This window comes from Streptomyces sp. BPTC-684 (assembly GCF_030028635.1).
Taxonomy (GTDB): domain Bacteria; phylum Actinomycetota; class Actinomycetes; order Streptomycetales; family Streptomycetaceae; genus Streptomyces; species Streptomyces noboritoensis.
In genome coordinates, this window is record NZ_CP124863.1 from 4,837,690 (window position 1) to 4,856,753 (window position 19,064).

At 72.7% G+C, this 19,064-nt stretch carries 14 protein-coding genes; 3 read left to right on the plus strand and 11 right to left on the minus strand.

Translation table 11 applies throughout. The features are described 5' to 3' along the window. Window positions 1–101: 101 nt before the first annotated feature. From QIY60_RS21380 to QIY60_RS21410, 7 genes are all read right to left on the minus strand, one after another. Complete coding sequence (locus tag QIY60_RS21380; RefSeq protein WP_283143876.1) at window positions 102–920, minus strand: CoA ester lyase; 819 nt, start codon at window positions 918–920, stop codon at window positions 102–104. Then, window positions 917–2,104 carry a CoA transferase gene (locus QIY60_RS21385; protein ID WP_283143877.1) on the minus strand — a complete coding sequence of 396 codons (1,188 nt, stop codon included), beginning with the start codon at window positions 2,102–2,104 and terminating at the stop codon, window positions 917–919. Before QIY60_RS21385 ends, QIY60_RS21380 begins: the two co-directional genes overlap by 4 nt. Next, window positions 2,101–3,006, minus strand: a complete 906-nt coding sequence (gene rbsK, locus QIY60_RS21390; protein WP_283143878.1) for a ribokinase — start codon at window positions 3,004–3,006, stop codon at window positions 2,101–2,103. The genes QIY60_RS21385 and rbsK overlap by 4 nt, the downstream gene beginning before the upstream one ends. Then, window positions 3,003–4,649 carry an ADP-ribosylglycohydrolase family protein gene (locus QIY60_RS21395; protein WP_283143879.1) on the minus strand — a complete coding sequence of 549 codons (1,647 nt, stop codon included), beginning with the start codon at window positions 4,647–4,649 and terminating at the stop codon, window positions 3,003–3,005. The genes rbsK and QIY60_RS21395 overlap by 4 nt, the downstream gene beginning before the upstream one ends. Beyond that, window positions 4,646–5,809 (minus strand): ADP-ribosylglycohydrolase family protein, encoded by a 1,164-nt coding sequence (locus QIY60_RS21400; RefSeq protein WP_283143880.1) that lies wholly within the window; start codon window positions 5,807–5,809, stop codon window positions 4,646–4,648. The genes QIY60_RS21395 and QIY60_RS21400 overlap by 4 nt, the downstream gene beginning before the upstream one ends. A gap of 71 nt (window positions 5,810–5,880) precedes the next feature. Beyond that, window positions 5,881–7,065, minus strand: coding sequence for an ADP-ribosylglycohydrolase family protein (locus QIY60_RS21405; protein ID WP_283143881.1), 1,185 nt, complete (start codon window positions 7,063–7,065; stop codon window positions 5,881–5,883). After that, a complete protein-coding gene (locus QIY60_RS21410) occupies window positions 7,065–8,066 on the minus strand; it encodes an ADP-ribosylglycohydrolase family protein (protein WP_283143882.1) in 1,002 nt (333 codons plus the stop codon). Before QIY60_RS21410 ends, QIY60_RS21405 begins: the two co-directional genes overlap by 1 nt. Before the next feature lie 241 nt (window positions 8,067–8,307). On the opposite strand from QIY60_RS21410, the gene QIY60_RS21415 reads away from it, so the two are divergent. From QIY60_RS21415 to QIY60_RS21425, 3 genes are all read left to right on the plus strand, one after another. Then, window positions 8,308–9,039 carry a VIT1/CCC1 transporter family protein gene (locus QIY60_RS21415; protein WP_283143883.1) on the plus strand — a complete coding sequence of 244 codons (732 nt, stop codon included), beginning with the start codon at window positions 8,308–8,310 and terminating at the stop codon, window positions 9,037–9,039. A gap of 415 nt (window positions 9,040–9,454) precedes the next feature. Then, the gene (gltB, locus tag QIY60_RS21420) at window positions 9,455–14,014 is read left to right on the plus strand and encodes a glutamate synthase large subunit (RefSeq protein ID WP_283143884.1); all 4,560 of its coding nucleotides are present in this window, start codon (window positions 9,455–9,457) and stop codon (window positions 14,012–14,014) included. Continuing rightward, the gene (locus tag QIY60_RS21425; RefSeq protein ID WP_283143885.1) at window positions 14,007–15,467 is read left to right on the plus strand and encodes a glutamate synthase subunit beta; all 1,461 of its coding nucleotides are present in this window, start codon (window positions 14,007–14,009) and stop codon (window positions 15,465–15,467) included. The genes gltB and QIY60_RS21425 overlap by 8 nt, the downstream gene beginning before the upstream one ends. 131 nt (window positions 15,468–15,598) lie before the next feature. On the opposite strand, the gene QIY60_RS21430 is transcribed toward QIY60_RS21425, so the two are convergent. The 4 genes from QIY60_RS21430 to QIY60_RS21445 all read right to left on the minus strand — a co-directional run bounded on the left by QIY60_RS21430 (window position 15,599) and on the right by QIY60_RS21445 (window position 19,048). Next, window positions 15,599–16,315, minus strand: a complete 717-nt coding sequence (locus QIY60_RS21430; protein WP_283143886.1) for a family 16 glycoside hydrolase — start codon at window positions 16,313–16,315, stop codon at window positions 15,599–15,601. Next, window positions 16,312–17,466, minus strand: coding sequence for a UDP-N-acetylglucosamine 2-epimerase (non-hydrolyzing) (gene wecB, locus QIY60_RS21435; RefSeq protein WP_283146024.1), 1,155 nt, complete (start codon window positions 17,464–17,466; stop codon window positions 16,312–16,314). The genes QIY60_RS21430 and wecB overlap by 4 nt, the downstream gene beginning before the upstream one ends. Window positions 17,467–17,588: 122 nt before the next feature. Further along, window positions 17,589–18,833 carry a glycosyltransferase family 2 protein gene (locus QIY60_RS21440; protein ID WP_283143887.1) on the minus strand — a complete coding sequence of 415 codons (1,245 nt, stop codon included), beginning with the start codon at window positions 18,831–18,833 and terminating at the stop codon, window positions 17,589–17,591. Further along, window positions 18,830–19,048 (minus strand): hypothetical protein, encoded by a 219-nt coding sequence (locus QIY60_RS21445; protein WP_283143888.1) that lies wholly within the window; start codon window positions 19,046–19,048, stop codon window positions 18,830–18,832. Before QIY60_RS21445 ends, QIY60_RS21440 begins: the two co-directional genes overlap by 4 nt. Window positions 19,049–19,064 lie beyond the last annotated feature (16 nt).

A 19,064-nucleotide genomic window follows, 5' to 3' on the forward strand; every position in this document is an offset into this window, starting at 1 on the left:
CCAAGCACGATCCGCAGACAACGACGAAACCCTTAAGGGGCGCGGGGAACTGCGCGACCAGCCCGACACCCAGCCGCAGACGAAGTCTCACCTCCGGCGGGTCAAGGGAACGGGCGGGGTGGGGGATGGCGACGGGACAGTGCGAGCGTGCGGCGCGCCGCTTCCAGCACCGCCGCGTCCACGAAGCGGCCGTCCGGCAGGGCCAGGGCTCCCGTGTCCGTGGGGGACACCGTCAGGACCTCCTCTGCCGCCGCCACCTCCGACGGCGGTGGCAGATAGGCGCGTTCGATCACCGGCAGCTGCGCCGGGTGGATCGCCGCGCGGCCCAGGAAGCCGAGCGCGCGGCCGTGGGCGCAGGACGCGGCCAGCCCCGTCAGATCGCTGATGTGCCGGTACACCGACTGGGCGGGCGGGGCCAGGCCCGCCGCCCGCGCGGCCACCACCACCCGGCTGCGCGGCCAGTCCAGGCCCGACTCGTTGCGTACTCCCAGATCCGCGCAGAGGTCCGCCTCGCCGAGCGCGATGCCACGCACCGCCGGGTGGGCGGCGGCGATCGTGTACGCGTGCTCCACGCCGAGCGCGCTCTCCAGGAGCGGGTGCAGGGGGACGCCGGGGGCCAGGCCCGCGACGCGCTGGACCTGGAAGGCGTGGGTGATCTTGGGCAGGCGCAGGCCCGCCAGGCCCGGGAGCCCGGCCAGGGTCCGTACGTCCTCCTCCGTGGCCACCCTGACGTGGACCGGGGTGGACAGCGGGTCGGCGAGCAGCTCCGCCGTCGCCGCCCGGGCGTACTCCTTGCGGTCCGGCGCCACCGCGTCCTCCAGATCCACGATCACCACGTCCGCGCCCGCCGACAGCGCCTTCTCGACCACCTGCGGCCGGTCGCCGGGTGCGTACAGCCAGGTCAGCGGGATCGGCGTCACAGCGCGCCCGCCCGGCGCAGCGCGGTGATCTCCGGGGCGGACAGGCCCAGTTCGGTCAGGACCGCGTCCGTGTCCGCGCCGTGCGGGCGGCCCGCCCAGCGGATCGCGCCCGGGGTCTCGGAGAGCCGGAAGAGGACGTTCTGCATCTTGACCGGGCCCAGCTCCGGGTCGTCGACCGTGGTGAGCGTGTCCAGCGCGCGGTACTGGGGGTCCGTCATCACCTCCCGGATGTCGTAGATCGGCGCGATCGCCGCCTCCGCCTTCTCGAACGCCGTCATCGCCTCCTCACGGGTGCGCCGGGCGATCCAGCCGCCCACCGCCTCGTCCAGCTCGTCGGCGTGCTCGGCCCGCCCCGACCCGGTCGCGAACCACGGCTCGCCGATCAGGTCCGGGCGCCCCACCAGGCGCATCACCCGCTCGGCCACCGACTGGGCCGAGGTGGAGACGGCGAGCCAACTGCCGTCCGCCGTACGGTAGGTGTTGCGCGGGGCGTTGTTGCGGGAGCGGTTGCCGGTGCGCGGCTGGACGTAGCCGAGCTGGTCGTACCAGATGGGCTGGGGGCCGAGGACCGTCAGGATCGGCTCGATGATCGCCATGTCGATCACCTGCCCGCGCCCGGTGGCGGCGCGCGCGGTGAGCGCGGTCAGCACGGCGTACGCGGTGGCCAGCGCGGCGATCGAGTCCGCGAGGCCGAACGGCGGCAGCGTCGGCGGGCCGTCCGGCTCGCCGGTGACGGCGGCGAAGCCGCTCATGGCCTCGGCGAGCGTGCCGAAGCCGGGGCGGTGGGCGTACGGGCCGCACTGGCCGAATCCGGTGACCCGGGCCAGTACCAACTGGTCGTTGGCGGCGGCCAGTTCGGGCCAGCCCAGGCCCCAGCGCTCCAGGGTGCCCGGGCGGAAGTTCTCGATGATCACATCGGTGGAGGCGGCGAGCCGGAGCAGGGTCTCGCGGCCGCCCGGCGTGGACAGGTCGAGGGTGATCGTCCGTTTGTTGCGGCCGAGCAGCTTCCACCAGAGCCCGACGCCGTCCTTGGCGGGGCCGTGGCCGCGCGAGGGGTCGGGGCGGCGGGGGTGCTCGACCTTGATGACCTCGGCGCCGAAGTCGCCGAGCATCGTCGCCGCGAGCGGTCCGGCGAAGAGGGTGGCGAGGTCCAGAACACGCAGTCGTTGCAGGGGAGTCGTCACCGGGCGGTTCCCTCGGCCGCCGCCGCGTCGATCTCCGTGCGGTACGGCATGGCGGCCACCGCGCCGGGCCGCTGGACCGAGAGCGCGGCGGCGTCCGACGCCCAGGCGAGCGCTTCGGCCATCGCCCGGCCCTCGCCGAGGGCGACGGCGAGCGCGCCGACGAACGTGTCGCCCGCGCCCGTCGTGTCGACCGCGGTCACCTCCGGGGCCGGGACCGCGACCGGGTCCTGGCCGCGTGCCGCGTACAGGCTGCCCCGGGCGCCGAGCGTGACCACCACCTCGGGGACGAGTTCGAGCAGCGCGCGGGCGGCCGCCTTCGGGTCGTCGATGCCGGTGAGCGCGGCGGCCTCGTGCTCGTTGGCCACCAACAGGTCGGTGGCGGCGAGGAGTTCGGGCGGCAGGGGCTGGACGGGGGAGGGGGTGAGGACCGTCCGCACCCCGTGGCGCCGGGCCGCCTCGGCGCCCTCGACGACCGTGTCCATCGGCAGCTCCAACTGGAGCAGCAGCGACTCGGCGCCGGCGATCAGCGCCTCGTCGCCGGGGCCGAGGTGGGTGACGGAGGCGTTGGCGCCGGGGATGACGACGATCGCGTTGCCGCCGTCCGCGTCGACCACGATGTGGGCCGTGCCGGAGGGCCCCTCGGTGGTGCGCACGAGGTCGGTGTCGACGCCGGAGCCGTCGAGCGCGGCCCGCAGCCGTACGCCGAACTCGTCCGTGCCGACGGCCCCGATGAGCGCGGTGTCGGCGCCCGCGCGGGCCGCGGCGACGGCCTGGTTGGCGCCCTTGCCGCCCGGGATCGTACGGAAGTCGTGACCGGTGACGGTCTCGCCGCGGCGCGGGGCGGTCTTCACGTAGGCGACCAGGTCCATGTTGGTGCTGCCGAGCACCGCGATGCGCGTCATGCGCTCCGTACCTCCTGGGGGGTGAAGGGTGAGGTGAGTCGTGCGGTCAGTTCCGCGAGGGTGTCGAAGCCGGTGCCGTCGAAGTCGGCGACGGTGGTGGCGAGGCGGTTCTTGAGCGGTGCGGTCCAGCGGGCGGGCAGCGCGTCCGGGTGCCCGGCGAGGAGTCCCGCGAGCGATCCGGCGGTGGCTCCGTTGGAGTCGGTGTCCCAGCCGCCGGACACCGCGCGGCAGATGGAGCCGGAGAAGTCGCCGTCGGCGTGGGTGAGGGCGGCGGCGAGCAGGGCGGCGTTGGGGATGGAGTGCACCCAGTGGTAGGCGCCGAGGGCGGTGTGGAGGTGGTCGACGACGGTGTCGAAGTCGGCCTCCTCGCGGGCGAGGCGGATGCCGAGGCGGACGGCCTCGGCGAGGCGGGAGCGCGGGGGGATCACGGCGAGGCCGCCGTCGAGGCAGCCGTGTACGTCGTACGCGCCGGTGGCGGCCAGCGAGATCGCCGCGGCCGTGAACATCGCGCCGTACACGCCGTTGGCGGTGTGGGTGAGGACGGCGTCGCGGTGCGCCTGCTCGGCGGCGGCCGCGGGGTCGCCGGGGTTGGTCCAGCCGTGGACGTCGGCGCGGATGGCGGCGCCGATCCACTCGCGGAACGGGTTGCGGTGGGTGGCGGTGTGCGGCGGCTCGATCCCGTCCAGCAGGTTGCGGTACGCGATCCGTTCGGCGGTAAACGTACGGCCTGCCGGGAGCTCGTCCAGCCACAGTCGGGCGACATCGGTGGTGGTGAAGGCGGGGCCGTGGCGCTGGAGGAGGAGCAGGCCGAGGAGGGGGTAGTTGAGGTCGTCGTCCTCGGGCATGCCGTCGATGTTCTCGGCGAGGGAGGTGGGGGCGGAGCGGCGGTTCCAGGGGTACGTGGTGGCCAGCTCGGCGGGGAGGCCGGTTGCGGTGAACCAGGTGTGGAGGGGCCAGTTGGCGGTGGCGCGACCGATTTCGCGGATGCCGGTCAGGGGCAGCTTCTCGACGGGTTTGCCGAGCAGGCAGCCGGCGGCTCGGCCTAGCCAGGCGGCGTGGAGGGCGTTTGTTCGCCCCTCCCCGCCCCTTCCCGAAACCCTCCGGGGGTGGGGGTGGGTGGAGGTAGGGGGAGGTGTTCCTGGGGGCTTCGCCCCCAGACCCCCGAGCGGGGGCTCCGCCCCCTGCACCCCCGGGGTGGGTGGCTGGCTGGGGGCTTCGGGCCCGGGCCCTTGTGCGGGGCTGCGCCCCTGCACCCCCTCGGGGCTCCGCCCCGGACCCTGGACGGGAGGGGTAGGTGGCTGGCTGGGGGCTTTGCCCCCGGATTCCCGGGCGGGGCTGTGCCCCCGCGCCCCCTCAGGCCACGTTGGTGTTGCTGACCTGATCGCCGCCAGATCCGTCGGCTCGCGGTCCGCCAACGGGCAGGGGAGCTCGGCCAGTTCGTCCAAGAGTCGGATCGCCAAGGCCCGTAGGGCCGGGGGTGCCGGGGTCGGGGACGCGCCCGTCGAACGTGGGGTCTCCGGGCCGCCCGCAGCCCGCCAGCGTGCCGCGATCCGTTTCGCGTCGCGGCCGTCCTCCTTTGCCTGGTGGAGTTCGTGGGGGAGCAGGTCCTCCGGCTGGACCCAGGTCAGGCGTAGGAGGGTCATCGGGTCAGCGCCTCGAAGGCCGTGTGGTGGGCGGCTTGGCGGGTGCGGTCCTTCTCGTACACCTCGCGGGTCACCTGCGTCAGGGCCCGTGCGGGGGCGTGCAGGTCCAGGCGGCTGGCCTCGGCGATCTGCTTGGGCCAGGCGGCGGGGATGGGGGCCTCGCCCCGGAGCGCGCCCGCCAGCGCGCCCGCCATGGTCGCGATGGAGTCGCAGTCCCGGCCGTAGTTCACCGCGCCGAGTACCGCCGTGCGGTAGTCGCCGTCGGCGACGAGCAGCATGCCCAGGGCGATCGGGAGTTCTTCGATGGCGTGCAGGCGGGACGGGCGGCGGGCGCCCAGGGACGGGGCGCGGTAGTCCGGGCCGACCGTGTCGAAGGGGGTGACCGCCGCCCGGAGGGGGGCCAGGGCCGACTCGAAGTCCGTGTGGGCGGATGCTGTTTCGGCCACCGCCTCGATCGCCGCGTGCGTTCCGTCCTTTGCCAGGGACAGGCACGTGTCCACGACAGCCGTCGCCGTCGCGTCCGGTGCGCACGCCGCCGCCACCGCCGCCGCGAACACGCCCGCCGCCTCCCGCCCGTACGAGGACTGGTGCGGGGCCGCCACCTCCAGGGCCTCCGCGTACGCCGCCGCCGGGTTGGCCGCGTTGACCAGGCCGACCGGGGCCATGTACATCGCCGCACCGCAGTTGACGATGTTGCCGGTGCCCGCCTCGCGGGGGTCGACGTGGCCGTAGTGCAGCCGGGCCACGAGCCACTTCTCGGCGAGGAAGATCCGGTGGAGGGGGAGCGTCTCGGCTTCGAGCTCCGGGATCCAGCGCGGGTGCGCGATCAGGTCGGGGACCAGGTGGTCGGCGATCGCGTACGCGTCCAGGTGGTCGCGGACCTTCTCGTACACCCGGATCAGCGCATGCGTCATCAAGGTGTCGTCGGTGACGTGGCCGTCGCCCTTGTGGTACGGGGCGATGGGGCGGGCGGTGCGCCAGTCGTCGCCGTGCCAGGGGCCGACGATGCCGTGGACGCGGCCGCCGTGCCGCTCCACGATCTGCTCCGGGGTGTAGCCCTCGACCGGGCCGCCGAGGGCGTCCCCTACGGCCGCGCCGACCAGGGCGCCGGTGATGCGGTCCTCAAGAGTGAGCGTCGTGTACGACGTCGTGAGCGTCATGCCGGAATTGTCCACCCTGGGCGATCAGTTCGCGGTGGTTCGCGGCACTTTCGCGAAAAGCGGTGAAAAGCTCAGCCGCCCGGCGGGTGGCGCAGCGTGTCGGCGAGGAGCCCGGCGAGCTCCACGAGGTCGGTGCCGGCCAGGCGCGGGAGGGCGCAGCCGGACAGGGTGCGGCAGGCGTCGAGCCAGGGGGCGGGGATCGCCGCGCCGCCGCCGAGCGCGCCGGTGAGCGCCCCGGCGAGGGCGGGCGCCGAGTCCGCGACCCGGGACAGACAGGCCGCGGCCGGGACCGCCTCGGCGACCGTGCCGCGCGAGGCGGTGGCGAGGGCGAGGGCGACGGGGACGGTCTCGGCGGCGGCGATCCCGTAGCTGTAGACGTGGTCCACGATCTGGTGCTCCAGGAGCGGGACCAGGGCGAACGCGCCCGCCGTGTCGTCGGCGAAGTCGTGCGCGAGCTTGACGGCGTGCTGGGCGTTGCGGCCGATCTCGGTGTCGGGCGGGAGTTCGTCGAGCGCGGCCGCGACGGCGTCCTCGACGCCGGCCCCGCCGAGCGCGGCCGCGACCGCCGCGGCGACGGCGCGGGCGCCGTGCACGCCGTCGCCGTCCTGGGTGTAGCGGGCGTCGAACTCGGCCAGTTCGGCGGCTTCCCGGGGCGCGCCGGGGTGGACCACGGCGAGGACGGCGGCGCGTACGCAGGCGGCGTCGTCGAAGTAGTGCGGGTTGTCGTGGCCGGTGGCGGGCGGGCGCAGGCCGGTGGCGAGGTTGCCGAGGCCCGCGCGTACGGAGATGCGGGCGCGCAGCGGGAGCACCGCGGACTCGACCTCGGGGGCGCGCTCGGCCGCCGCGGCGACCTCGGCGGCGAGGAGGTTCCAGGCGCGGTCGACGGCGGCGCGGACGCGTCGGGCCGGGGTGAGGTGGGCGAGCAGGGGCTCGGCGGCGGTCAGCACGGTCTCGGCGGCGAACGCGGCCCACTCGGCGTCGTCCGACGGGCCCAGACGCAGGGGTTCGGGGGGCTGGTTGAGGGCGATGGGGACGGGGAGGGTGGTGGTGGCGTTCTGCTCGGCGAAGGTGTCGAGTTCCCGGGTGAGCCGCCGGGTCCACTCGGGCATACGGGCGGCGCGGTGCCGCGCGGCGGGCCACCCGGCGGCGTCGCCTGCGGCGAGGCCGAGGAGGAGGCCCTCGATGCGGTCGGCTTGGGGTGGCCTCCGCACCCCGCTTCGGAGCTCCGTACGCTCCGCTGAAACCTCGTCACCCATCACGCGCTCTCCCCTTCCTCGGGATCCGGCGTCAGCAAGTCCGCGATGTCCAGGACGTGGTAGCCGCGCATCTCGGGGAGGCAGCTGCCGCGGACCGGGCCGATCGCGGACGACCAGGTGGGGGGGATTGCTGCGGCGCCGCCGTACGCGCCGGACAGGGCGCCCGCCACCGCCGCCGTCGTGTCCGCGTCGCGGCCCATGTTGACCGCCGTCAGGACCGACGCCGTGAAGTCGCCCCGGGCCGTGGCGAAGGCGCCGAAGGCCAGGGCCACCGCTTCGGGGGCCAGGTCCGTCCACGGGTAGCCGCCGATCACCACCGCCGAGCGGACCGCGCGTTCGCCCTGGTCGGCCACCGCCACCGCGCGGCGCAGCGAGCGCGCGGTCCAGGAGTCCATCGGGATCACCGAGAGGGCTGCGGCGATGACCGACGTGAGGCCCGCGCCCGTCATCGCCGCCGCTACGCCCGCCGCCACCGCCTGGCCGCCGTAGATGCCCTCGCCCTCGTGGCTGACGCAGCCGTCGATCGCCACCAGCCGCGCCGCCTCCTTCGGGGCGCCCGCCGCGAACACCCCGAACGGCGCCGCTCTTATGGCCAGCCCGTCGCTCCACGCGTGCCGGTGCTGGGCCGAGATCGGCGCCGCCAGGCCCCGGCGGAGGTTCTCCAGGGTGCCGCGCTCGCTGAAGCCCGCGCCCCGGAACGGGCCCTCGTCGCGGTCCGCGATCCAGTGGTGCCAGGCGTGTTCGACGTGGGTGACGGTCAGCGCCGAGCCGTGCCGGGCGAGCAGCAGGCCGGAGAAGATGGCGTACTCCGTGTCGTCCGTACCCGCCGGGTCGTCCGAGACGAAGCCCTCGATCCGGCCCCAGCGGCGCCGGATCTCCGACGGTTTCATGTTCTCGGCGGGGGCGCCCAGCGCGTCCCCCACCGCGAGGCCCAACAGCGCGCCCCTGGCTCGCTCGCGGATGGCCTCGGCCGTTCCCGGTCCGCCGGCGATCAACTCCATGGGAGGCCTTTCGACGTCGCCTGATCCTTCGCTTGATCTCTGCCACGCCGAACGAGCCGGGAGTCCATCTGTCACCCTCCCGCCACATCTGTGCAAGAGCGGCCACGAATGAGCACAACAGCCCTCTGACCTGGGTAAGTACGGCCTGCCTTGCTAGCGCGGGGCTTACATCGAGCGTAATTTCGACGGAGAAGAGGGGGGCGGGACGCAAGCGCCCGCTGCTGAACGCAAGGGGAGAGCTGTGTCCGTCATCAACACCGAAGCCGCGCTGCACGAGGCGCACCGGGACAACCACACCCACCGGGACGTCAACGGCGGCTGGCTGCGCCCCGCGGTCTTCGGCGCCATGGACGGGCTCGTCTCCAACCTCGCCCTGATGACCGGCGTCGCCGGCGGCGCCGTCTCGCAGCACACCATCATCGTCACCGGCCTCGCCGGTCTCGCCGCCGGAGCCTTCTCCATGGCCGCCGGCGAGTACACCTCCGTCGCCTCGCAGCGCGAGCTCGTCGAGGCCGAACTCGACGTCGAGCGCCAGCAGTTGCGCAAGCACCCGGTGGACGAGATGGAGGAGCTGGCCGAGCTGTACGTGTCGCGCGGCGTCGAGCCCGCGCTCGCCCGCGAGGTCGCCATGCAGCTCTCCCGCGACCCCGAGCAGGCGCTGGAGATCCACGCCCGCGAGGAGCTCGGCATAGACCCGGACGACCTGCCGTCGCCCGCCGTCGCCGCCATCTCGTCCTTCGGCTCGTTCGCGCTGGGCGCGATCCTGCCCGTACTGCCGTATCTGCTCGGCGCGACCGCCCTGTGGCCCGCCGTGCTGCTCGCGCTCATCGGTCTCTTCGCCTGCGGCGCCGTGGTCGCCAAGGTCACCGCGCGCTCGTGGTGGTTCAGCGGAGTGCGCCAGCTGGCCCTCGGCGGCGCCGCCGCGGCCCTCACCTTCGGCCTCGGCTCGCTCTTCGGCACGGCGGTGGGCTGACCGGCGCCCCAGGCCCTTCCGCCCCTCTCGCCCCGAAGGCCCGTCCCGACGTACACCCGTCCGGGCGGGCCTTCGCCGTGCGCGCACGCGGGTCCGGGGTCACCATGTGACCTACGTCCTGCACGGGATCGCCCCGCCACCCGTAAGATGCGGGAGTATGCAGGAACCCACATAACTAATCGTTACTGAGCGGTTTCGCATCTTCGACCACCGGGCATAGGCCGTACACACTCCGCTGCCGCAGGCAATGAAGCCTGCCCCGGAAAGCACGGCGATCGCCGCCCGAGTGTCCGCATGCTGGAATGGACTATCCGGTTCCCGAGATCCGTCCCATCATGTAACCTGCACGAAATTTCGCAGAGGGCCAACGTCGTCCCTCGGCTGTGTATATGCCACGACGACGACGGGAGAGCCGATGCGTTCCGACGCCTGGTCGCCCATGGACGGTCGACCTGCTCCGCAGGGGATGTACGACCCCCGTAACGAACACGACGCCTGCGGTGTCGGGTTCGTGGCCACCCTGACCGGTGAGGCCAGCCATGAGCTGGTCGAGCAGGCGCTGACCGTACTGCGCAATCTCGAACACCGGGGTGCCACCGGCTCCGAGCCGGACTCCGGTGACGGCGCCGGCATCCTGCTCCAGGTGCCGGACGCGTTCCTGCGCGAGGTCACCTCCTTCGAGCTGCCCGAGGCCGGTGCGTACGCCGTCGGCATCGCCTTCCTGCCCGTCGAGGACAGCACCTCGGCCGTGGCGAGGATCGAGGCCATCGCCGCCGAGGAGGGCCTGGACGTCCTCGGCTGGCGCGAGGTGCCCGTCACGCCCGAGCTGCTCGGCAACGGCGCCCGCGCCACCATGCCCGCCTTCCGGCAGATCTTCGTCGCCGACGGCACCAGCAGCGGCATCGCGCTCGACCGCAAGGGCTTCGTCCTGCGCAAGCGCGCCGAGCGCGAGGCCGGGGTGTACTTCCCCTCGCTCTCCGCCCGGACCATCGTCTACAAGGGCATGCTCACCACCGGGCAGCTGGAGCCGTTCTTCCCGGACCTCTCCGACCGCCGGTTCGCCACCGCCGTCGCGCTGATCCACTCGCGCTTCTCGACGAACACCTTCCCGAGCTGGCCGCTCGCCCACCCGTACCGCTTCGTCGCGCACAACGGCGAGATCAACACGGTCAAGGGCAACCGCAACTGGATGGTGGCCCGCGAGTCGCAGCTGGTCACCGAGTTGTTCGGGGACCGCGATGTGGACCGGATCTTCCCGGTCTGCACGCCGGACGCCTCCGACTCCGCCTCCTTCGACGAGGTGCTCGAACTCCTCCACCTCGGCGGCCGCTCGCTGCCGCACTCCGTCCTGATGATGGTTCCCGAGGCGTGGGAGAACCACGACTCGATGGACCCGGACCGGCGCGCCTTCTACCAGTACCACTCCACGATGATGGAGCCCTGGGACGGCCCGGCCTGCGTCACCTTCACCGACGGCACCCAGGTCGGCGCGGTCCTCGACCGCAACGGCCTGCGCCCGGGCCGCTACTGGGTCACCGACGACGGCCTGGTCGTGCTCTCCTCCGAGGTCGGCGTGCTCGACATCGACCCCGCGAAGGTCGTCCGCAAGGGCCGCCTCCAGCCCGGCAAGATGTTCCTCGTCGACACCGCCGAGCACCGCATCATCGAGGACGACGAGATCAAGGCGGCGCTGGCCGCCGAGAAGCCGTACAAGGAGTGGCTGGAAGCCGGCGAGATCGAGCTGGAGGACCTGCCCGAGCGCGAGCACATCGTGCACACGCACGCCTCGGTCACCCGCCGCCAGCAGACCTTCGGCTACACCGAGGAAGAGCTGCGCGTCATCCTCGCGCCGATGGCCCGCACCGGCGGCGAGCCGCTCGGCTCGATGGGCACGGACTCGCCGATCGCGGCCCTCTCCGAGCGCCCCCGGCTGCTCTTCGACTACTTCACCCAGCTGTTCGCGCAGGTCACCAACCCGCCGCTGGACGCGATCCGCGAGGAGCTCGTCACCTCGCTGCGCTCCTCGCTCGGCCCGCAGGGCAATCTGCTCGACCCGACCGCCGCGTCCTGCCGCAGCGTCACGCTGCCGTTCCCGGTGATCGACAACGACGAGCTGGCGAAGCTGATACACATCAACGCCGACGGCGACATGCCCGGGATGAAGGCCGTCACGCTCTCCGGCCTGTACCGGGTATCCGGCGGCGGCGCCGCGCTCGCCGAGCGCATCGAGGCCATCCGCGCCGAGGCCGACGCCGCCATCGAGGACGGCGCCCGCCTCATCGTCCTCTCCGACCGGCACTCCGACGCCGAGCACGCGCCGATCCCGTCGCTGCTGCTCACCGCCGCCGTCCACCACCACCTCATCCGTACGAAGCAGCGCACCCAGGTGGGGCTGCTCGTCGAGGCCGGTGACGTGCGCGAGGTGCACCACGTGGCGCTGCTGATCGGCTACGGCGCCGCGGCCGTCAACCCGTACCTGGCGATGGAGTCCGTCGAGGACCTGGTCCGCGCGGGCACCTTCATCGAGGGCCTGGAGCCCGAGCAGGCGATCCGCAACCTGATCTACGCGCTCGGCAAGGGCGTCCTCAAGGTCATGTCCAAGATGGGCATCTCGACCGTCGCCTCCTACCGGGGCGCCCAGGTCTTCGAGGCCGTCGGCCTCGACGAGCGGTTCGTCGGCACGTACTTCAGCGGCACCGCCACCAAGATCGGCGGCGCCGGCATCGACGTCGTCGCCAAGGAGGTCGCCGCCCGGCACGCCAAGGCGTACCCCGCCTCCGGCATCGCGGCCACCCACCGCGCCCTTGAGATCGGCGGCGAGTACCAGTGGCGCCGCGAGGGCGAGCCGCACCTGTTCGACCCGGAGACGGTCTTCCGCCTCCAGCACGCCACCCGCGGCCGCCGGTACGACATCTTCAAGAAGTACACCGAGCGCGTGAACGAGCAGTCCGAGCGGCTGATGACGCTCCGCGGGCTCTTCGGCTTCTCCTCCGACCGCCCCTCGATCTCCATCGACGAGGTCGAGCCGGTCTCCGAGATCGTCAAGCGCTTCTCCACGGGCGCCATGTCGTACGGCTCGATCTCGCGCGAGGCGCACGAGACGCTCGCCATCGCCATGAACCAGCTGGGCGGCAAGTCCAACACCGGCGAGGGAGGCGAGGACCCGGAGCGCCTGTACGACCCGGCGCGCCGCTCCTCCATCAAGCAGGTCGCCTCCGGCCGCTTCGGCGTGACGAGCGAATACCTCGTCAACGCGGACGACATCCAGATCAAGATGGCGCAGGGCGCCAAGCCCGGCGAGGGCGGCCAGCTGCCCGGCCACAAGGTCTACCCGTGGGTCGCCAAGACGCGTCACTCGACGCCGGGCGTCGGCCTCATCTCGCCGCCGCCGCACCACGACATCTACTCCATCGAGGACCTGGCCCAGCTGATCCACGACCTCAAGAACGCCAACCCGGCGGCCCGCATCCACGTGAAGCTGGTCTCCGAGGTCGGTGTCGGCACGGTCGCCGCGGGTGTCTCCAAGGCGCACGCGGACGTCGTCCTCATCTCCGGCCACGACGGCGGCACGGGCGCGTCTCCTCTGACGTCCCTGAAGCACGCGGGCGGCCCCTGGGAGCTCGGTCTCGCCGAGACCCAGCAGACCCTGCTGCTCAACGGGCTGCGCGACCGCATCGTCGTCCAGACGGACGGCCAGCTCAAGACCGGCCGCGACGTGGTCATCGCCGCGCTGCTGGGCGCCGAGGAGTTCGGTTTCGCGACCGCTCCGCTCGTCGTCTCCGGCTGCGTCATGATGCGCGTCTGCCACCTGGACACCTGCCCGGTCGGCATCGCCACCCAGAACCCGGTGCTGCGCGACCGGTTCTCCGGCAAGGCCGAGTACGTCGTCAACTTCTTCCAGTTCATCGCCGAGGAGGTCCGCGAGCTCCTCGCCGAGCTGGGCTTCCGGTCGATCGAGGAGGCCGTCGGCCACGCCGAGCTCCTCGACACCAGCCGCGCGGTGCGCCACTGGAAGACGCAGGGCCTCGACCTGGACGCCCTCTTCCACGTGCCCGAGCTGCCCGAGGGCGCGGTGCGCCACGCCGTCGTCGAGCAGGACCACGGCCTGGAGAAGGCGCTCGACAACGAGCTGATCAAGCTCGCCGCCGACGCCCTGGAGGCCGCCACCGCCGAGGACGCCCAGCCGGTCCGCGCGCAGGTCGCGATCCGCAACATCAACCGGACCGTCGGCACCATGCTCGGCCACGAGGTGACCAAGAAGTTCGGCGGTGCGGGCCTGCCCGACGACACCATCGACGTCACCTTCACCGGCTCGGCCGGCCAGTCCTTCGGCGCCTTCCTGCCGCGCGGTGTGACGCTGCGCCTGGAGGGCGACGCCAACGACTACGTCGGCAAGGGCCTCTCCGGCGGCCGCGTGATCGTCCGCCCGGACCGGGGCGCCGACCACCTCGCCGAGTACTCGACCATCGCGGGCAACACCATCGCGTACGGCGCGACCGGCGGCGAGCTGTTCCTGCGCGGCCGCACCGGCGAGCGGTTCTGCGTCCGCAACTCCGGCGCCCTGGTGGTCTCGGAGGGCGTGGGCGACCACGGCTGCGAGTACATGACCGGCGGCCACGCGGTGGTCCTGGGCGAGACCGGACGCAACTTCGCGGCCGGTATGTCCGGCGGCATCGCGTACGTGATCGACCTCGATCCGAACCACGTCAACTCCGGCAACCTGACGACGGTCGAGGCCCTCACCGAGGCCGACGAGCGGTGGTTGCACGACGTCGTGCGCCGCCACCAGGAGGAGACCGGCTCCACGGTCGCCGAGAAGCTGCTCGCCGACTGGCCCACCGCGGCGGCCCGCTTCAGCAAGATCATCCCGTCCACGTACAAGGCAGTGCTCGCCGCCAAGGAAGCCGCTGAGCTCGCCGGTCTCTCCGAGCAGGAGACCACCGAGAAGATGATGGAGGCGGCGACCAATGGCTGACCCCAAGGGCTTTCTCACCACCGGTCGCGAGGTCGCGAAGACCCGCCCCGTGGCCGAGCGCGTCAAGGACTGGAACGAGGTCTACGTTCCCGGCTCGCTGCTGCCGATCATCAGCAAGCAGGCCGGGCGCTGCATGGACTGCGGCATCCCGTTCTGCCACAACGGCTGTCCGCTGGGGAACCTGATCCCCGAGTGGAACGACTACGCCTACCGCGAGGACTGGTCGGCGGCGTCCGAGCGGCTGCACGCCACCAACAACTTCCCGGAGTTCACCGGGCGGCTGTGCCCGGCTCCCTGCGAGTCGGCGTGCGTGCTCGGCATCAACCAGCCCGCCGTCACCATCAAGAACGTCGAAGTCTCCATCATCGACAAGGCGTGGGACAGCGGCGACGTCACCCCGCAGCCGCCGGAGCGGCTCTCCGGCAAGACCGTCGCGGTCATCGGCTCGGGCCCGGCGGGCCTCGCCGCCGCCCAGCAGCTGACCCGGGCCGGTCACACGGTGGCGGTGTACGAGCGCGCCGACCGCATCGGCGGTCTGCTGCGCTACGGCATCCCCGAGTTCAAGATGGAGAAGGTGCACATCAACCGCCGCATCGAGCAGATGCGCGCGGAGGGCACCAAGTTCCGCACCGAGGTCGAGATCGGCCGCGACATCGACGCGGCGAAGCTGCGCAAGCGGTACGACGCGGTGGTCATCGCGGCCGGCGCCACGGTCTCTCGCGACCTGCCGGTCCCCGGCCGCGAGCTGAACGGCATCCACTTCGCCATGGAGTACCTGCCGCTGGCGAACAAGGTGCAGGAGGGCGACTTCGTGGCGCCCCCGCTCACCGCCGAGGGCAAGCACGTCGTCGTGATCGGCGGCGGCGACACGGGCGCGGACTGCGTGGGCACCGCCCACCGCCAGGGCGCGGCCTCGGTCACCCAGCTGGAGATCATGCCGCGGCCGAGCGAGGACCGCCCGACCGGCCAGCCCTGGCCGACCTTCCCGATGCTCTACAAGGTCACCTCGGCCCACGAGGAGGGCGGCGAGCGGGTCTACTCCGTCTCCACCACCCACTTCGAGGGCGACGAGGACGGCAACGTCCAGTTCCTGCACCTGGTCGAGGTCGAGTTCACCGACGGCAAGCTGAACCGGAAGCCGGGCACCGAGCGGAAGATCCCCGCCCAGCTGGTCACCCTCGCCATGGGCTTCACCGGCACCGACCAGTCCAACGGCCTGGTGGCGCAGTTCGGCCTGAAGCTCGACGAGCGCGGCAACGTCGCCCGCGACGCCGACTTCGCGACCAATGTCGACGGAGTGTACGTGGCCGGTGACGCGGGCCGCGGCCAGTCCTTGATCGTCTGGGCGATCGCGGAGGGCCGTTCGGCAGCACGGGGTGTGGACCGGTACCTTACGGGGAGGAGCGCACTGCCCGCCCCGATCCGTCCGACGGACCGGGCGCTGACGGTCTAGTCGGCTCCACCCAAATCGTTCCGTACAACGGTGTACGGGCTGCGCCGGATCGGGGGACACCCCCGGGCCCCCGCAGCGCGGCGCCTGCCCCACTGTCCCCGACCGGACGACCGGGCGGGCGTCGCGGCGCGTCAGCCCTTGCGGCCCTCGGCCCGCAGCCGGCGGAACTCCACCCGCGCGTCCTCCGTGTACGCCCCCAACGCGCCCTGGAGATAAGGGCGTTCGGTGTCGGTGAAGTCGGCGAGGCCCGCCGTGTCCACGGCCACCCGGAGGTGGCCGCCCTGCTGCTGGACCCGGACCGTGTACCACTGGCCGACCGGGAAGGCCCGCTCGCCCGTCGCCAGGAAGCGCTGGCCGCCCGGGTAGGCGGGATCGCGCTTGCCCAGCTCCCAGCCGTTGGGCTTGAGGGTGATGTAGTAGAAGTGCTCCGGGTCGGTGTACGCCCACACCAGCCAGGCCACCTCCCAGGTGTTCGGCGCCGGGGTGCGCAACTGCTCGACCGTGCGCATCCGGGCCTCGTACCGGACGTCGCCGTAGACGTCCCGGCTCACCACGAGGCCCGCGTGGGTGGTGCCGGGGTCGGTGGCCCGCCGCGGCGACAGATCGAGGGAGTCGTCGTCCCCCGTGTTGACGCCGTGGCCGTTGAACACCGACTGCCAGCGGCCGTGCGCCGTGCCGTCGGCCCAGGGCTCGCGCGGCGCCGGGCCGCCGTCGTCCGCGCACCTGCTCAGCCCGAAGGCCCCGGCCGCCAGCAGGGCGGCGGCCAGGACCAGGGCGGTGGCTCTGCGTCTGCGGCCACCGGGCCCGGTCGGCGGGACCGGGCGCCGCAGACGCGGGGCTGTCGTCATGCCGTCGAGTATGGACCCGGTCCGCCGCCTACGGGGGGCGCGGGGAGCAAGGGCACGGGGGCGGACGGGACTTCCGCCGCGAAGTCCTCGCTGAGCTGGGTGACGATCCGCGCGGTCGCGCCGCCGTCCCCGTACGGATTGCCCGCCGTCGACATCCGCCGGTACGCGCCGGGGTCGTCCAGGAGCGCGGCCGTCGCGCCCACGATGGCCTCCGGGTCCGTGCCGATGAGCCGGGCCGCCCCGGCCTCCACCGCCTCCGGCCGCTCGGTGGTGGTCCGCAGCACCAGTGCGGGCTTGCCGAGGCTGGGGGCCTCCTCCTGGATGCCGCCGGAGTCGGTCAGGACGAGGTCGCAGCCCGCGAGCGTGGCCGTGAAGTCCGGGTAGTCCAGCGGCTCGACCAGGGTGATGCCGGGCCGGCCCGCCAGCGGCAGCAGCGCCTCGCGCACCGCCGGGCTCTTGTGCAGCGGGATCACGATCTCCACGTCGCCCCGCTCGGCGAGCCGGCCGAGCGCCCGGCCCATCGCGTGCATCCGGGCGCCCTGGTTCTCCCGGCGGTGCAGGGTGACCAGGATCCGCCGCCGCGCGGTGCGGAACGCGCTCTGCCCGAGCCCCTCGGCGAGCACCCAGTGGAGGTTGTCGATGACGGTGTTGCCGGTGGTGAAGATCTGGCCGTCGGGGATGCCCTCGGCCCGCAGGTGCCGGGCGGCGCGCTCGGTGGGGGCGAAGTGCCAGCGCGCGATCCGCCCGATGAGGCAGCGGTTGAGCTCCTCGGGGAAGGGGTTGTCCAGGACCCCGGTGCGCAGCCCCGCCTCGACGTGCGCGACGGGAACGCGTTCGTAGAAGGCGGCGAGCGCCCCGGCCAGCGCGGTCGTGGTGTCGCCCTGGACCACGACCAGGTCGGGCCGCTCCCTGCGCAGCAGTTGGCCGAGCCCTTCCACCAGCCGGGACGTCAGATCGGAGAGCTGCTGGCGGTTGCGCATGACGTCGAGGGCGTAGCGGACGTCGACCCGCAGCAGCCCCAGCATCTGCTGGAGCATCTCGCGGTGCTGGCCGGTGGTCACGACGACCGGCTCGAACTCCGTACCGCCGGCGAGCGCCCGGGCGAGCGGCGCCAGTTTGATCGCCTCGGGCCGGGTGCCGAGCACCAGCATGGCGCGCACGGGCGCAGCGGAAGGAAACGAAGGCATGGCAGACATAGGTCCCCCCTATGACAAGGACGAGCACGATGAGAGAAGTGAGAGGTGCGCCTACGAGGCCGGCGCGGGACCGCCGCTCAGGTGCGGGCGGTCTTCAGCCAGGTGCGTTTCCCGGTCGCCATCCGCCACAGCCCCCACCAGCCGGCGGCGAACCAGATGTAGCCGTAGAACACGAAGACGTGGGCGATCAGCACCGACCGCACGAGCCCCAGGTCCCGCTCGCGCTTGGCGTACACGAAGCCGTACGCGTACGCGGCGGTGAAGGAGAGCACGTACGGGCCGAGCAGCCACATCGGTGACACCAGCGCCCGGCCCGCCTCGACGGAGGCGAGGACGGTGCCGCCGAGGGCGACCAGGAAGGACAGCGGCAGCAGCGAGGTGAGCAGGATCAGCACCGGGCTGGAGAGGTGGTAGAGCAGGTCGAGCGCGGGTCGGGTAGGGACCTCCCGCAGGATGAGCGGGACGAGTCCGGCCGACTGGAGGTGGCCCTGGAACCAGCGGGATCGCTGCCGTACCAGGCGCCGCAGGGTGAGGACGGCCTGCTGGGACACCGAGGCCGTGGTGCAGTGCTGGGTGGCCCAGCCCTTGGCGATCAGCCGTACGCCGAGGTCCAGGTCCTCGGTGAGGCTGTCGCTCCAGGGGCCGCCGGGCCCCAGGGTGTGCAGCGCCGACAGCCGCATGAACTGGCCGTTGCCGCCCATGCCGACGCTTCCGATGAACCGGCGCGCGCTCTGGAAGACGTCGCCGTAGACCACGAACTCCATGTCCTGGAGGCGGGCGAGCAGTCCGGTGCGCCGGTTGTACATCCGCACGCAGATCTGGGTGGCTCCGGTGCGGGGGTCGTCGAAGAACGGGTCGACGGACTGGACCACATGGCCGTCGAGGCGCCCGTCCGCGTCGACCACACAGAGGATGACGTCGTCCGGATCGTGCCCGTCGAGCACACCGGATTCGGTCAGGAACCGTACGCCGTCGTTGAGCGCGGCGCCCTTGCCGCGCCGGGCGTCCGGCAGTTCGCGCCGGTGGAGCAGGACCCGGTCGGGGCCCGCCGCCAGGGCGATCTCGGACGTACGGTCGTCCGAGGCGTCGTCGATGACCAGGGCCAGGAAATTCCCGGCGGGCAGTGCGGTGATGCGCGCCAGGCTCTCGGCCAACACCTGTTCTTCATTGAGGCAGGCGAGGAGAAATACATAGAGCCGTTCTTTACGCGGTCCTTTTCGACGGGGCGGCCTGCGCCTGGAGAGCATAAAGAGACCGGTGTTGTAGCAGCCCGCCATGAGAATGATGGAAATGCTCGACCACAGCAGCAGTTCGACGATCATTTCCGCCCCAGGTCGTCGGGGTGTGCCCCGTCGGGCTGAATATTCGAACCGGTGTGCCAGCGGAGTCGAATTCTGATCGATATGAGGACGCAGGCGATCAGGCAGTAGAGAACGAAGCCCGCACCCGCCGTGGCCTGCAGAGCCTTGGCCAAAGGTAGGCCCGGCACGGCCTCGGGTGCCGCCGCCATCCCCGCCAGCGGCAGCACGGTGCCCAAGGCAGGTTTTCCGTAC

What these genes read in the sequence shown, in the direction of transcription:
- gltB (WP_283143884.1), top strand. Translation starts at nt 9,455, where the DNA reads ATGCGTTCCGACGCCTGGTCGCCCATGGACGGTCGACCTGCTCCGCAG.
- QIY60_RS21405 (WP_283143881.1), bottom strand. Translation starts at nt 7,065, where the DNA reads ATGGGTGACGAGGTTTCAGCGGAGCGTACGGAGCTCCGAAGCGGGGTG.
- QIY60_RS21400 (WP_283143880.1), bottom strand. Translation starts at nt 5,809, where the DNA reads ATGACGCTCACGACGTCGTACACGACGCTCACTCTTGAGGACCGCATC.
- QIY60_RS21410 (WP_283143882.1), bottom strand. Translation starts at nt 8,066, where the DNA reads ATGGAGTTGATCGCCGGCGGACCGGGAACGGCCGAGGCCATCCGCGAG.
- QIY60_RS21395 (WP_283143879.1), bottom strand. Translation starts at nt 4,649, where the DNA reads ATGACCCTCCTACGCCTGACCTGGGTCCAGCCGGAGGACCTGCTCCCC.
- wecB (WP_283146024.1), bottom strand. Translation starts at nt 17,466, where the DNA reads ATGCTGGTGCTCGGCACCCGGCCCGAGGCGATCAAACTGGCGCCGCTC.
- QIY60_RS21430 (WP_283143886.1), bottom strand. Translation starts at nt 16,315, where the DNA reads ATGACGACAGCCCCGCGTCTGCGGCGCCCGGTCCCGCCGACCGGGCCC.
- QIY60_RS21440 (WP_283143887.1), bottom strand. Translation starts at nt 18,833, where the DNA reads ATGATCGTCGAACTGCTGCTGTGGTCGAGCATTTCCATCATTCTCATG.
- QIY60_RS21425 (WP_283143885.1), top strand. Translation starts at nt 14,007, where the DNA reads ATGGCTGACCCCAAGGGCTTTCTCACCACCGGTCGCGAGGTCGCGAAG.
- rbsK (WP_283143878.1), bottom strand. Translation starts at nt 3,006, where the DNA reads ATGACGCGCATCGCGGTGCTCGGCAGCACCAACATGGACCTGGTCGCC.